At 37.2% G+C, this 13,906-nt stretch carries 13 protein-coding genes and 2 tRNA genes; 10 read left to right on the top strand and 5 right to left on the bottom strand.

The genetic code is table 11. The features are described 5' to 3' along the window. Positions 1-15: 15 nt before the first annotated feature. The gene (locus WC623_RS02350) at positions 16-1,221 is read right to left on the bottom strand and encodes an OmpP1/FadL family transporter (RefSeq protein WP_372847902.1); all 1,206 of its coding nucleotides are present in this window, start codon (positions 1,219-1,221) and stop codon (positions 16-18) included. A 272-nt stretch (positions 1,222-1,493) separates the two neighbouring features. Here WC623_RS02350 and WC623_RS02355 point away from each other — a divergent pair, with 272 nt between their 5' ends. Further along, entirely contained in the window at positions 1,494-2,126 is a 633-nt protein-coding gene (locus WC623_RS02355; RefSeq protein ID WP_372847903.1) for an NAD(P)H-dependent oxidoreductase, read from the top strand. Positions 2,127-2,330: 204 nt separating this feature from the next. After that, positions 2,331-5,057 (top strand): carboxypeptidase-like regulatory domain-containing protein, encoded by a 2,727-nt coding sequence (locus tag WC623_RS02360; protein WP_372847904.1) that lies wholly within the window; start codon positions 2,331-2,333, stop codon positions 5,055-5,057. A 50-nt stretch (positions 5,058-5,107) separates the two neighbouring features. On the opposite strand, the gene WC623_RS02365 is transcribed toward WC623_RS02360, so the two are convergent. Continuing rightward, complete coding sequence (locus tag WC623_RS02365) at positions 5,108-6,646, bottom strand: PspC domain-containing protein (RefSeq protein WP_372847905.1); 1,539 nt, start codon at positions 6,644-6,646, stop codon at positions 5,108-5,110. Beyond that, positions 6,643-7,011 (bottom strand): PadR family transcriptional regulator, encoded by a 369-nt coding sequence (locus WC623_RS02370; protein WP_372847906.1) that lies wholly within the window; start codon positions 7,009-7,011, stop codon positions 6,643-6,645. Before WC623_RS02370 ends, WC623_RS02365 begins: the two co-directional genes overlap by 4 nt. Positions 7,012-7,245: 234 nt before the next feature. On the opposite strand from WC623_RS02370, the gene WC623_RS02375 reads away from it, so the two are divergent. After that, the gene (locus tag WC623_RS02375; RefSeq protein WP_372847907.1) at positions 7,246-7,458 is read left to right on the top strand and encodes a hypothetical protein; all 213 of its coding nucleotides are present in this window, start codon (positions 7,246-7,248) and stop codon (positions 7,456-7,458) included. A gap of 5 nt (positions 7,459-7,463) precedes the next feature. Here WC623_RS02375 and WC623_RS02380 read toward each other — a convergent pair whose 3' ends face one another. Further along, positions 7,464-8,606: a putative sensor domain DACNV-containing protein gene (locus WC623_RS02380; RefSeq protein ID WP_372847908.1), complete on the bottom strand. Its 1,143-nt coding sequence runs from the start codon at positions 8,604-8,606 to the stop codon at positions 7,464-7,466. 42 nt (positions 8,607-8,648) lie between these two features. Here WC623_RS02380 and WC623_RS02385 point away from each other — a divergent pair, with 42 nt between their 5' ends. Both WC623_RS02385 and WC623_RS02390 read left to right on the top strand, forming a co-directional pair. Then, entirely contained in the window at positions 8,649-9,311 is a 663-nt protein-coding gene (locus WC623_RS02385; RefSeq protein WP_372847909.1) for a metal-dependent transcriptional regulator, read from the top strand. A 42-nt stretch (positions 9,312-9,353) separates the two neighbouring features. After that, positions 9,354-10,640: a DUF2130 domain-containing protein gene (locus tag WC623_RS02390; protein ID WP_372847910.1), complete on the top strand. Its 1,287-nt coding sequence runs from the start codon at positions 9,354-9,356 to the stop codon at positions 10,638-10,640. Here the strand turns inward: WC623_RS02390 and rlmF are convergent. Beyond that, positions 10,637-11,542 carry a 23S rRNA (adenine(1618)-N(6))-methyltransferase RlmF gene (gene rlmF / locus WC623_RS02395; RefSeq protein WP_372847911.1) on the bottom strand — a complete coding sequence of 302 codons (906 nt, stop codon included), beginning with the start codon at positions 11,540-11,542 and terminating at the stop codon, positions 10,637-10,639. The two genes, WC623_RS02390 and rlmF, sit on opposite strands and share 4 nt — an antisense overlap. 105 nt (positions 11,543-11,647) lie before the next feature. Here rlmF and WC623_RS02400 point away from each other — a divergent pair, with 105 nt between their 5' ends. From WC623_RS02400 to WC623_RS02420, 5 genes are all read left to right on the top strand, one after another. Further along, positions 11,648-12,007, top strand: a complete 360-nt coding sequence (locus WC623_RS02400) for a diacylglycerol kinase family protein (protein WP_372847912.1) — start codon at positions 11,648-11,650, stop codon at positions 12,005-12,007. Beyond that, positions 11,997-12,722 carry a DNA repair protein RecO gene (gene recO, locus WC623_RS02405; RefSeq protein ID WP_372847913.1) on the top strand — a complete coding sequence of 242 codons (726 nt, stop codon included), beginning with the start codon at positions 11,997-11,999 and terminating at the stop codon, positions 12,720-12,722. The genes WC623_RS02400 and recO overlap by 11 nt, the downstream gene beginning before the upstream one ends. A gap of 123 nt (positions 12,723-12,845) precedes the next feature. Beyond that, positions 12,846-12,923 (top strand) — tRNA-Val (locus tag WC623_RS02410). A gap of 46 nt (positions 12,924-12,969) precedes the next feature. Further along, positions 12,970-13,047 (top strand) — tRNA-Val (locus tag WC623_RS02415). Positions 13,048-13,335: 288 nt separating this feature from the next. After that, entirely contained in the window at positions 13,336-13,899 is a 564-nt protein-coding gene (locus WC623_RS02420; RefSeq protein ID WP_372847914.1) for an RNA polymerase sigma factor, read from the top strand. The last annotated feature ends 7 nt before the right edge of the window (positions 13,900-13,906 follow it).

Consider the following 13,906-nt stretch of genomic DNA (forward strand, 5'->3'; position numbering starts at 1 on the left):
GTTGCTGTTAGAAAATTAGAATTTATAGGATAATGCTACACCAGGGATGTAAGCAACAGTTTTAAAAGTGCCACTAAGACCTGTTTCTATATTAGTTTCAGTTCTTGATTTTATATTTTCATACAAGAAAGAGAAATCAATCCCGAAACGCTCAGATGGTTTCAAACCGATACCCGCACTTAATAATAATCTGTCAGCATCCGGCACTTCAGGCGTAACGTAACCTTCGCCAACGGGCGACAGTGCATAGGCAACCCCTGCTCTAAGTGTAAGGAAAGAAGTCGTTTCATTTTGAATACCCACTCTGAAAGTAGCAGCATCATGATAATTACGTTTAGATAAGGTAGGATCACCTTTATCATAATAAAAATCAAGATTCTTATAAGCATGCCACCATACCCAATTTACATCAAGTGCGATAGTTGTTTTTTCTGATGGATAAAATCCAAAGCCAACAGTAGTTGTAGCAGGCAAAGGCAACGTTGCATTAAATTTAGTAGGCAATAATGATTGTACAGAAGCTGGTGCATTAAAGAAGTTCGCATCCCCATTTTCTACTTTGGCCGTTACCTGCGAACGGTGAGTTACACCTACAGAAACACCTGATACAGTTTTAATAAATATACCTGCATTCCAGCCAAAATCTTTTGAATGACCTTTTAACTGTGCGGTAGTTTGCACACCATTATTGGTATAAGGAACAGCCTTTTGGAGATCTACTTTACCTAAAGCATATACCAATCCCCCACCGATTCCGATGTTATCAGTAATTCTCAAACTCAAGGTCGGCTGAATATAAATGGCCTGCAAATCAAGAGAAGTAACTGTATATTTCCCTGTCCAATCTTCATTCCAGTGCATTGCTCCACCAAATGGAGTATATACCCCCAGTCCAAACCTTAAACGATTCTCTGGAGATCCAAAAACTGCGTATGCAGCTAAAGGTGTAGGTATTTTGTTTTTGTTATACTCGGTTGTTGCAGAACCTGTCTGGTTAAAAGCTGTCTTAAGCCAAATGCCATGTGCACCTGCCTGTACCCCATTTCTTTTAAGAAAAGAAACAGCACCGGGGTTAAAAAATACCGCTGCTTCATCAAGAGCAAGCCCGGCACCTGCTCCGCCCATTGCTGTTTGCTTTTGTCCCTGAAGATTTACCTGGAATGATTGGGAAAATCCCAAAACAGGAACCGACAGTAAAAAACTCAATAAAATCTTTTTCATAAGTAAGTAGTTGTTTAGTAGAGGAGTAGATGTTTTAATAATTTGGTTAGTTAAAAAATGCCTGTTATACTTAAAACAAGATTGTTTATCGTATGTTTTAGCTAAGATAAAACTATGCAAGCATAATAAAAAGAATAATTTTCATTTAAAAGTCATAAGCTTCAGAATTATTACCACTCATTAAAATAACATACTTATCTTTGCTAACACTGTTATTATTTCAATTTAAATAATGCAGAAAACTTAGAAAAAAAAGATATAAACAATAGATTATGAGTTTAATAGAAGCACTTAACTGGCGCTATGCCACTAAAAAAATGAATGGTACAGCGGTTCCTCAGGACAAAGTTGACCAAATTATTTCTGCTGCTCACCTTGCACCAACATCATCTGGCTTACAGCCATTTAGAATATTTGTAATAACAGACCCGGAATTAAAAGAAAAAATCAAAAGTGTAGCATACGGACAGCAACAAATTACTGATGCGTCTCATGTATTGGTTTTTGCGGCATGGGATGGTTATACAGAAGATCGGGTAAGAGGAGTATTTTCACATACCAATGCAGAACGAGGAGTACCAGACTCTGCTACAGAAGCCTACTTAAATGGTCTATTGGGAAAATTTTCAGAAATGACTCCTGAAGACCATTTCCATCATGCTGCAAAACAAGCTTATATCGGGTTTGGGGTAGCTATTGCAGAAGCAGCCCTTTTAAAAGTTGACGCGACACCAATGGAGGGATTCGAAGCTGCAAAAGTTGATGAATTACTTGGATTAAAAGATCTTGGATTACGCAGTACTACAATTCTTCCTCTAGGTTACAGAGATGATGCAGAAGACTGGTTGGTAAACCTTAAAAAGGTTCGTACACCTTTACAGGATTTTGTAACAGAATTAAATTAAGATCATCTTTCAGACCTAATCATTACAAGAGGCCGTTCAATAAAGTATAATACTTATTGAACGGCCTCTTGTCTTTTTAAAAGATCCTCGAGCGCTAAAATCTCCCGTATTAAACTGTCAAAAAATGTTAAAGATGCGAGCATGTTAAGCGATTCATTTCATAAATGAATATATTAGCAATATTAATCGTATATAAACATTTTGATGAGATTCATAAATTCTGCTATCGCACTCCTATTTGCTATTACTGCTGTCCATTTTTCAGCCTTTGCACAACAGGACAGTGTTGTTTTAGATAACATTTTAAAGAAAACAAAAAAACTATCGGATGAACGTCCGGTAGAAAAAGTATACCTGCATTTTGACAAACCCTATTATTCTGTTGCAGATACGATGTGGTTTAAGGCTTATCTGACCATGGAACAAAATGTGCCTTCTCAATTGAGCAAAATTGTTTATGTAGACATTATGAGCAGTAAGGACTCATTGGTCCAAACCTTTAAGCTCCCTGTTGTTGGAGGAGTAGCGACAGGGAATGTCCCCCTTAGTCCTGGTAATTATCAGCAAGGAAATTATTACATTAAAGCCTATACAAGGTGGATGTTAAACTTTAGTGACGATTACTTTTTTAGCAAAACCATTGCAATAGGTGAAGCAATTGAAAAACAGTTAAATACACATTTTAGTTTTAAAACTACTGAAACGGATAAAAGCCAGGTGATTGATGCTATTTTACAGTTTAAAAATCGAGACAATGTTGTTCAGGGAGGAAAAGCGGTAACCTGGAAAGCGCTATCTAATTATGATGAGGTTGCTAAAGGAAAAGGAGTTACCGACCAGAACGGTTTTTTAAGAATAAAAATAGACCCAAGAAGAGCTGATAAGATCAAAAATGGTGAATTGATCACAGAGATTACCATGACGGATAAAAGCGTACTAACAAGTTCATTTAGCTTTAAGCCTAGTACCTCGGCAGAGTATGATGTTCAGTTTTTTCCCGAAGGTGGTGAACTCATTAATGGAATCGCTTCAAGAGTTGGTTTTAAAGCATTAAAGCAAAATGGGGCTGGGGTTGACCTAAAAGGCGCTATAGTTGATAATGCCGGAAATAAATTGATCGATTTCAGTTCCAGTCACCTTGGGATGGGTTCATTTTATATGAATGCAGAAGAAGGAAAGACTTACAAAGCAAATATTACTTTTAAAGATGGCTCAAGTAAGTCCTTCGATTTGCCAAAAGCCATTTCTTCAGGTATCGCTGCTCAGGTAAACAATACTGATTCTTTAGTCTTTAATCTTAAAATCATTGCCAATGATGCTTATTTCGAGGCCAATAAAAACAAAAATCTATTTATAGTAGCCACAAATGGTGCTGTTATTTATTACGCGGCCAAAACAAAGTTGAATTCACAAGTAACTTCAGCCAAGTTACCTAAAGATAAGTTTCCAGCAGGTATCGTACAAATCACCTTATTTAATGAAACAGGTGAACCTATAAGTGAAAGACTGGCTTTTAATTATCAACCCAATTCCATCAAACTCTCCTTAAAAAGCGACTTAGCTACTTACAAACCCCGTCAGAAAGTTAAGCTTGCTGTAACGGCCAAAAATGGGGCTCAGTTTGCTGAGGGAGATTTCTCTATATCAGTTACTGATGAGCAGAAAGTACCTGTTGATGAGAACTCAGAAATTACTATTTTGAGTTCATTGCTGCTTACCTCAGACCTTAAAGGTTATATAGAAAAACCCAATTATTATTTCAACAAAACCAATGCAAAGAAATTGGCTGACCTGGATGTATTATTACTGACGCAAGGATTTAGAAGATATAGTTACAAGGAAATCCTTTCGGATAAAAAAACTCCACTTACCTTTTTACCAGAACAAAGCATGACGCTTACCGGTACCTTAAGAGACCGTACAGGTATGCCTATAAGAAAAGGCAACCTGCGTTTAACAGTACCAGGCACACGAATTGGAGTGGAAACCTTAAGCAGTCCATCTGGAATATTCACCTTCCAGAACCTTAACATCCCTGATTCTTCTGAGGTAGTGATCAGTGCAAAGCACAATCCAAATGGAAATAATCTAATGATTATATTAGACGGTCAGCCAGCTCCGCAACTAACTAAAAACCCCTATCAGGCAGAAGAAGTAACCAATATAGACAGCACGATGTCTGCCTACTTAAACAACAGTAAAAGACAGTACAGCTATTTACGTCAACTTAAAGAGGTTAAAATTGAAGGGGCTAAAGCTAAAAGGCCAAGCCATGCTGATCACCCGGCTTTATCAGGATTGAGTTCTATTTCAGGAACATTGATAGAAGGCGAACGATTTAAAGGATGTAATATGCTTGCTTTATGTTTGCAAACTATGGCTACGGGGTTAATCTTCTATGAGAATAACTTTTATGTAAACCGAGATTACCAACAAGGCAGCAGAGTACCAGTACAGATCTTCTTGAACGGCATGCCGATTGATTACTTAGGTCTTTCAAGTGTACAATCTAATGAAGTAGAGAACGTAGAAGTATTTACAAAAGACGAATTGGGTACAGTAAATAGAATGTATAATACAAACGGGGTGTTGGTTATTAACACGAAGAAAATACCTAAGGGTGAAAAGATGAGTATGGAAGATTTCAAGAAACTTATCCCAGACCCAAGTCTATTGAAATTTAGTCCGAAGGGCTATAGCAAACAACGGGAGTTTTATGCCCCTAAATATGTTAATGCAGCTGCAACATATAATTTCAATGATTTAAGATCTACTATATACTGGAATCCAAAAGTAGTTACAAATGCTACTGGTGGTTTATCTCTGGAATATTATAATGCTGACGGCAAAGGAACTTACAAAGCAGTTATTGAAGGTGTAGATAAAGATGGTCATGTTGGTCGTTTTGTATATCGCTATACAGTTAAATAATTAAAATATGTAATTAAACACAAAAAGGGGCAACATGCCCCTTTTTGTGTTTAATTATCATTCTTCTCCTTCTCAAATTTGCATTTAACACCCGTTTCAGTCATAATCCAGGAGGTATATTGAGAGCCCTCGTCATGTTCGCAGTTCCAATAATCATATCCATTCAGATACCGATTAAACTCTTTACTAATTCTAACCTCTGTACCTACTGGAATATTTAAAACAAGAACGACTTCCTGTCCGCGCCAATTGGCCATTTTTGGAATATGCAGTATTGGGTTAAAATTTAGATTGGCTCCCTCCTGTAAAAAGTCGTAATGAATGTTCTGAGCATTTTTCAAGGCCACTTCAAAAGTTTTTCCTCTCGATTTAAATGCTGTATTTAAAGATACCTTCCCATCTAAACTTTTCTCCATTCTAAAGCTAATACTCCTGGGCATATTGAAATCATCGTCGAGGCTAGACATTATTTTTCTGCCTTTATACCGTGTTGCATCTATGCGATAGTTTAAGCTATCTTCTTTGGTAAAGTACCTTGCCTTATTTATGTTCAGCGAATAAACTGGAAAACTATTCAAAGGTGTAGTTTGTGCAAATTCTGCCCCCTCCTTAAATTCTGTAGACACTCTTGCCACATAAAATATTCCAGTGAATACACCAGCTATCCAAGCTAATAGTAGCCCGTAAGATAATACTTTACTAACAGGACGACCATTAAACCCTACACGTATTGAAAACAGGATAAGACCTAGCAATGGAATAAACAGAATAATAAATGCAGCTATAGACATAGGAAAAAGGTATTCTTCGTTGACCATGCTAATCGGAAAATAATTTTGCACATCAGAACTCCATAGCCCTAAAAATACAGCCAGTACAACGATTAAAGCTAATAAGAAGAAAGAAGCAAAAGCGATAATCCCCCCAACTATGAATTTAAAAACAACCTTTCCTGTACCCTGTACAAACTCACCGATACCTTGAATAAAACCTGCTATGAAACCACGTGATTGCTCTGCAAGTGGGTGTAAATGTGTATTAGCAAAACCTCTAAGATTAGTTTCCTCACCACGCATTTCCATTTTCTCTATTCTGGTTGTGGCTTTCGGAACCATAATCCAAAAAATGATATAAACCAATAAACCAGCGCCAAATATGAAAATACTTAGAAAAGTAAATAGCCTGATCCACTTGGTTTGAATATCCAGATAATGACCAAGTCCAGAGCAAACACCAGCAACCATTGCCTGATCGGTATCTCTATATAATTTCCTTATTGAATTGTAATGACTTGAAACTTCAGGTTCTCCTTCAGTATCTTCTAAAGTTTCAAAATCCCTTACTGAACCCATCTGTTTTATCACAGACTGTACGTCTTCAATATTGATCACCTGTTTTTGTTGTGCAGCCAAAATCTCGGCAAACATCTCAGCAATCCTATTTTCTATATCCGTTACAATCTCAAAGTCATCCGCACTTTTCGAGAAATGATTTTTTACCTCATTCAAATAATTGGTAAGCATTTCATAAGCATCTTCCTCGATGTGAACGATGGAGTTACCTATATTTATATTGTGTGTCTTCTTCATGATTCTGTTTGATTAGTAGGTTTTTTAGATTCATTATCTGCTTCTTTTCTGGATGTATTAATGGCATAAGAAAGCTCTTCCCATGTGGTATCCAATTGCTTTAAAATTCCTCTTCCTGTATCTGTAAGTATGTAGTATTTACGAGGTGGCCCCGAAGTTGATTCTACCCAGTTATAGCTCAGTAAGCCATTGTTTTTTAATCGGGTAAGCAATGGATAAAGCGTTCCCTCAACAACCAGAAGCTTAGCCTGCTTCAGTTCAGCGATAATATCCGAAGCGTAAATTTCGCCTCTCGATATTATAAGCAGCACACAGTATTCAAGTATGCCCTTTCGCATTTGTGTTTGCGTATTTTCTGCTATCATAATACAAAGTTATATGTTTTATATAGTAATATGCAATACATAGTACTATAAAAATAACACAAAAACACACAAAACACTGATAATCAAATCAATAATTTCAAATTGATTGATTTAACTCATGAAAATGAAATGAAAAAAGGATAGCAAAATCAATTTATTAACATTTCTTAGTATTGATATATTCTGGCTCACAATTTGCTTTCTTTCTCATACATCTACTAAAACTGCTACAATATGTTGGTCAAACACTATTCGATCTTTCAGATTTTCGCAAGGCGAAAAGAAGATTATTCTGAACATGTGAAGAATGCGCATAAAGCGGTGGGAAAAGAGAAAACAGCAAAAGCGGGGCATCAGATCACACATAAAGAGTGGATTAATGTAGACCGTATTGTAATGCTTACTCTTATTCTCGGCGTTATTATCGCTGCTATTATATTTTCTTAAAGAAATTACAGCAGAAGGGTATCTATACGATAAGCTTGTACCCTGCTTTGTTGTGGAGACCAATTATATATGGTAAAATGTCCATCCTGTGAAGCGACCAAAGCAGTGGCATCTCTTTGATCATGGACAAATTGTGCAGCAGAAAGATGCCTGGTACCACCCAACTTAGCAGGATGCATAACCACTCCTGATCCGCCTAGTATAGGTTCAGAAAAGGATAATTCATCAATATTTTCTTTGCCCTTTGCCCGTCCTATCTTAGCACCAAATGCAAGGAGCTCATACTCATCGTTAATAATTGTTGCACCATCTACGGCAGTTAATCCAGATAAATGCTCAACCTCGCGTCTTAAAGCAGTTTGCCAGAAAATCTGACTGGCTTCTTTTCTATCCTGTTGCAACAGTTTAGACAAGCCTGTAAACGATGGCTGTACAGCATATTGAATAGGCTTAATAATAGATTGCAACCAATTATTATTTACAGTTGGGACAACGAGGAGTGTTCCCCCACGACCATGTGCACGCATAGAAACAGCCAGCTGAATCATTACATTCACAGAATCATTCCAATATGAAGGAGCAGTAAGATCAAGTAAAGATAAGAGCATTGGTGGACAATCGGGCAAATTTGCATGATCACCATCTACCATTTTTACCTGGTCGCCTTTAAGCACAGCAATATTTGTGAATTTTCCGAAGCCATAAATCCTACGATGTTTGATAACCAATAAAGCTGGTTCAGAAACATCAAGAACAAAGCAAAAATTAGGGATGCTTACCGTTGTACCCCATACATATAACTCTCCCTCTTCTATCCATATACCTAAATGGATCCCTGCCCGTTCTACACCTGGAGCTATTTTAGTCAATGTCCCAGGGTTTAAAGGTAAACGTTGTTTAAAAAGCAAAGGATTACCCGCCTGTTCCGGTGGTAAAAAAGCTAAAGATATTTTAGGAGAGTGCCCTTCTTCTTTTCTAAGGCTGGCCCAAAAAGCGGCATCAATCAGAGCTTCAGCAACATTAGCTGTTGGCAATGGAGCCAGATCTTCTTCACCATTTTCAGTAGCAGTAGCCAGATACTGCGAAAATATTGCCTCCACTTTTGGTGCAATGATTTTGGCGGCTTGGTACGTGGTACGGTAAATCATGCTATAAAGTTAATTGAATTATTTATTATTTTATATTTGTACATGCTATCTTATACCGAAGAAAACTACTTAAAAGCATTACTGATGCTGAGCTTCAAGAATGAGGACCGTCCGGAAGCAGGCACAAATGAAATGGCAGCCTATCTAGGGGTTAAACCGGCGACAGCTACCGACATGCTTAAAAAACTGAAGGAGAAAGATTTGGTAAATTATCAGAAATATGGCAAAATTCTGTTAACTGAACTGGGTAGAAAAAAAGGAATGTCTATTTTACGTAAACACCGTTTATGGGAAACCTTTTTATATGCAAAATTAGACTTTAGTTGGGATGAGGTACATGAAGTAGCTGAACAACTGGAACATATCCAGTCAGAAAAACTTGTAAATAAACTAGAGGAATTCCTTGAATTTCCTGATTTTGATCCACATGGCGACCCTATTCCTAAAGCCAATGGCGATTTTCCAATAATTAACAGGGTACTACTATCGGAGATCATAGCAGATGAGAATTGTCATGTTGTAGCCGTTAAAGATACCTCTACCATTTTTTTGCAATACCTTGAAAAATTAAATATTACTATAGGCACAAAAATTAAAGTTCTGGAAGTAATAGACTTTGATGGCTCTTTAAACCTTCAAATTGAAAACGAAGAACCCAGAAGTGTATCGATGAAGTTTGCTGAAAGTCTCTTTGTAAAGAGATAATATTAGATTTGTACTGTTTCTCCTTTAATTCCACCAAATAATATGTCTACAGAGATAAAATGTCCCAATTGTTCCCACACCTTTCCTATCGAGGAAGTGATGGCAGAAGAGTATAAAAAAGATCTTCGTGAAAAGATGGTTTCTTTTACCAAACAAAAGGACGAGGAATACAGCAAAAAACTGAGTGAATTTGCACAGCAGCAAAAGCAACAGGAGCAGGCATTTGAGTTTGAAAAAAAGAAGCAAGCTCAGCTTTTCGAAGAAAAGATGGAGGCTGAAAAGAAACAATTGCAAAAAGTTTTGGAAGAAAACTTACGTAAAAGCATCGCTTCAGACTTTGAAAACAAGCTTCAAATGCTAGACAATGCTAATAAAGAAAACGAAGAAAGACTAAAACTTGCTCGTTCAAAGGAACTTGACTTCTTAAAGAAAGAACAAGCGATGAAAGAGAAAGAAGCTGAGATGGAACTTGAAATTCAACGCAAGTTGCAAGAGCAGCGCGGAGAAATGGTTGAACAAATTCGCAAACAGGAAGCAGAAAAAACAAACTTAAAAGATACTGAGCACCAATTAAGGGTAAAAGAACTGGAAAAACAACTGGACGACCAGAAGAAATTGGCTGAAGAAATGAAACGGAAAGCCGAACAAGGTTCCATGCAGTTACAGGGCGAGGTACAGGAACTTATTTTGGAAGAGCTTTTACGTAATGCCTTTCCGTTCGATCTGGTAACAGAAGTTGGAAAGGGTGTTCGTGGTGCTGATTGTGTACATCATGTTCGGAATCAGTTTGGCCAGGATTGTGGCAAGATCATTTACGAAAGTAAACGTACAAAAGACTTCTCGATGGAATGGATTGAGAAACTTAAAAAAGACATGCGTAGCATGGGGGTTGATGTCGCTGTAATCGTAACCCAGGCTTACCCTAAAGGAATGGACTGTTTCGGAGAAAAAGACGGGGTATGGATTTGTTCTTTTGATGAGGTAAAGGCTGTTTCGTATATTCTTAGGGATGGTATTGTTAAACTTTTTAGTGCAACTAAATCACAGGAAAACCGCGGTGATAAAATGCATATGCTTTACGATTATCTAACGAGCAGAGAATTTTCTGAGCAATGGAAAGCCATCAGAGAAGGTTTCATGAGCATGAAGTTATCTATTCAAAAAGAACGTGACGCTATGGAAAGGCTCTGGAAAGCCAGGGAAAAGCAACTAGAGAAAGTCATGCTAAATGCAACCCACATCCGCGGATCTATTGAGGGTATTGCAGGAACAGATAGTATACAATTAAGTTTAACAGATGATGATGATGAGCCTTTATTGCTGGATTAATCCATAAAAGTCCAGGCTACAATACGGCTTACTTTCTGCCCTTGTGCCATCTCAATCGTTTTTAACCGAGCTACATCTGCAGTCTTTAAAGTACTGTAAATGAAAGGCAAGCTTGCGCTTTTTGAAACCAGACTAGTAAACCACAAACATTGATCTGCGATAGCTGTGCTTTCCTCAATCATTCTCCGAATGAAAGCAATTTCACCCCCTTCACACCACAATTCAGCTCCTTGTCCGCCAAAATTTAGCACTTGTTCTTTTCCTCTGTGTTTACCCAGGTTTTGCAGCTTTCTCCGCGTACCAGATTGCGCTTCTGCAGCAGAGGCATGAAATGGTGGATTACACATACTGAAATCAAACCGTTCCCCCGGTTTAACAATACCTTTAAAAATATGCTGCTTATTATGCTGCTGCCTGCAGGTCAAATCATCTTTCAATTGCGGATTAACCGATATGATGGCTCTGGCAGACTTAATCGCTACGGGGTCTAAATCCGACCCGGTAAAACTCCACCCATATTCCTGATGACCTATAATGGGATAAATACAATTTGCCCCAACTCCAATATCCAAACCCTTTATATTTTTCCCTTTGGGGATTATACCTCCATTACTTTCTGCAAGCAGATCGGCTATGTAATGAATATAATCGGCTCTTCCAGGTATAGGAGGACAAAGGTAATTTGCAGGAATATCCCAGGTCGAGATCCCATAAAAATGTTTTAAAAGTGCTTTATTCAACATTTTTACCGCTAAAGGATTAGAAAAATCGATAGACTCATCACCATGAGCATTGATCGCAACAAATGGATATAAATCCGGTAAACTTTTAATCAGTTCAGGGAAATCATATCTGGACCGGTGTTTATTTCTGGGATGAAGGATGTTTTTTTCTACAGACATTCGTTTATGAAATTGAGCAAAGGTAAACGTTTTATGGAAACTTGGATATGTAAGAAAGCATGAGTTACTTTGTATAATATAGTTATCGCAAGCAATTTAGAGGATATGAGGAAGTTTATAAAAGGTTTTGGCTATGCATTTTCCGGATTGGGTTATGCTTTTAAAAGCCAGCTCAACTTCAAAGTCCATGTCTCCTTTGCTCTTTTAGTTGCTATTTCCGGGTATTGCTTTAAGCTATCATCTTCAGAATGGTTGTGGATCATTGCTTCCATTGGACTTGTATTGATGACTGAACTAATTAATACGGCAATAGAACAATTGGTTGATCTTGTTTCTCCTGAAATACATCCAAAAGCAAAAATCATTAAAGATGTAGCAGCAGGGGCTGTACTAATTACAGCTATTACTGCAGCAGGGATAGGCCTGGTTATTTTTATTCCAAAAATACTTCAATATGCTGCATAAAACCAGGGGCATTGTTTTAAAAACGACTTTATACAGCGAGAGCAGTGTTGTTGTACAAATCTTCACAGAGAAGTTTGGCATTCAGTCGTACATGATTAACGGGGTAAAAAAACCAAAGGCAAAGATCCGGATGAATATGCTGCAACCTTTGCACCTGGTTGAAATGATTGTTTATCACAAAAACAATACGAGTATACAGAGAGTCTCTGAACTTAGACCTGCTCCTATTTTCAGGAGTATTCCTTATGATATCATTAAAAGCACTATTGTACTTTTTTTAAATGAGGTGCTGTACAAAAGTATCCGCCAACAAACTACTGACGAGTATTTATTCGATTTCATTTTTAGTTCAGTATGCTGGTTTGATGAATCTGAAGAATTGAATGTAAACTTCCACCTTGCTTTTTTACTTAAGCTTTCCCGCTTTTTAGGATTTGCACCAAGTACACAAACTAAGAGCGATCAAAGTTATTTCGATTTACAGGAAGGCGAATTTAGATCTTCTATTCCTGTGCATCCATATTTCCTTGAAAAATCAGATGCTTCACTCTTCATTTCCTTATTTTCTATCCCTTTTGAAAAAATAAATGAAATAAATATGGAGAACCAAACCAGACGCAGCATCCTTGATAAAATACTGGTTTACTACACCTTACACACAGCTTCTTTTGGAGATATTCGTTCTCATCAGATTTTAGAAGATGTTCTTTCATAAAAAAGTTCATCTTTTTTTGCAAAAATGATTTAAGGATGTATATTTGCAATCCCAAATCGAGGGGATCCTCGATAAAAATTACAGCAATGTTCAGCTGGTTTTAATAAACAAAAGAACACACATGGGAGATTAGCTCAGCTGGTTCAGAGCACCTCGTTTACACCGAGGGGGTCGGGGGTTCGAACCCCTCATCTCCCACCATAAAAACAGCAGCTTAGCTGTTTCAAAATAAAAAAAGCACAACCAAGGGAGATTAGCTCAGCTGGTTCAGAGCACCTCGTTTACACCGAGGGGGTCGGGGGTTCGAACCCCTCATCTCCCACCATAAAAAACCGTTTTCAGCATCTGAAAACGGTTTTTTTATGCCAAATCCATATAATTGCCTCTAGGCAAAACATATAAATTCAAGTCCGCAGCTAGTTCATTCCTCCTGATTTTAAGCCAATTAAATTGTTTCTTTTATTTCGATTTATATTTCTTATACTTGCTTTATGTTTCGTTTTTCGATTAACCAAATATAAAAACAGAAATAAAGAAGAGCAGGCATTCATGTTTCATTTGTTAACATGATGTTAAACATAGCTTCAAGGACTTTATTTAATTTAGGCGTCCAATGAACGGCGAGAAAGAAGACATTCAATTAGTTAAAGAGATTAACGAAGGCTCTGTTCAAGCCTTTGAAATGATCTATTCCCGTTATTCTGAAGCTGTATATTATACCATTTACAAAAAACTAAAAAACAAGGATGATGTAGATGATGTATTTCAGGATTTCTTTTCTTCTCTCTGGAGAAAAAGAACCTCCTTAAATGTTAAGACATCATTCAAAGCATGGTTATTTACTGCTTTAAGAAATCATATCCTAAATCACCTACTCCAAGCCAGTACTCGTGAAAAAAACATGAGGGTTTATACGAACTCTTATTCAGAAGAAGATCATGAGTTTAATGGCAAAATGGAAATCCTCGATTTACCTCAACTTGTAAATGCTGAAATAAATCGTCTGCCAGAAAAAATGCGTACGGTATGGACACTAAGAAAAGAACAGGATTTATCTATCTCTGAAATATCTGAACAATTAAAAACCTCAGAACAAACCATTAAAAACCAACTCAGCACCGTTACCAAAAGACTAAAAAGCTTTTTAACAAAAGTTCAATTATTTTTAATCTTCTAATAGTACC

Source organism: Pedobacter sp., from assembly GCF_041645105.1.
Lineage (GTDB): Bacteria > Bacteroidota > Bacteroidia > Sphingobacteriales > Sphingobacteriaceae > Pedobacter.

Coding starts and splice junctions, on each gene's coding strand:
- recO (WP_372847913.1), top strand. CDS start 11,997: ATGCTGCATAAAACCAGGGGCATTGTTTTAAAAACGACTTTATACAGC.
- WC623_RS02400 (WP_372847912.1), top strand. CDS start 11,648: ATGAGGAAGTTTATAAAAGGTTTTGGCTATGCATTTTCCGGATTGGGT.
- rlmF (WP_372847911.1), bottom strand. CDS start 11,542: ATGTCTGTAGAAAAAAACATCCTTCATCCCAGAAATAAACACCGGTCC.
- WC623_RS02350 (WP_372847902.1), bottom strand. CDS start 1,221: ATGAAAAAGATTTTATTGAGTTTTTTACTGTCGGTTCCTGTTTTGGGA.
- WC623_RS02370 (WP_372847906.1), bottom strand. CDS start 7,011: ATGATAGCAGAAAATACGCAAACACAAATGCGAAAGGGCATACTTGAA.
- WC623_RS02420 (WP_372847914.1), top strand. CDS start 13,336: ATGAACGGCGAGAAAGAAGACATTCAATTAGTTAAAGAGATTAACGAA.
- WC623_RS02380 (WP_372847908.1), bottom strand. CDS start 8,606: ATGATTTACCGTACCACGTACCAAGCCGCCAAAATCATTGCACCAAAA.
- WC623_RS02375 (WP_372847907.1), top strand. CDS start 7,246: ATGTTGGTCAAACACTATTCGATCTTTCAGATTTTCGCAAGGCGAAAA.
- WC623_RS02390 (WP_372847910.1), top strand. CDS start 9,354: ATGTCTACAGAGATAAAATGTCCCAATTGTTCCCACACCTTTCCTATC.
- WC623_RS02360 (WP_372847904.1), top strand. CDS start 2,331: ATGAGATTCATAAATTCTGCTATCGCACTCCTATTTGCTATTACTGCT.
- WC623_RS02355 (WP_372847903.1), top strand. CDS start 1,494: ATGAGTTTAATAGAAGCACTTAACTGGCGCTATGCCACTAAAAAAATG.
- WC623_RS02365 (WP_372847905.1), bottom strand. CDS start 6,646: ATGAAGAAGACACACAATATAAATATAGGTAACTCCATCGTTCACATC.
- WC623_RS02385 (WP_372847909.1), top strand. CDS start 8,649: ATGCTATCTTATACCGAAGAAAACTACTTAAAAGCATTACTGATGCTG.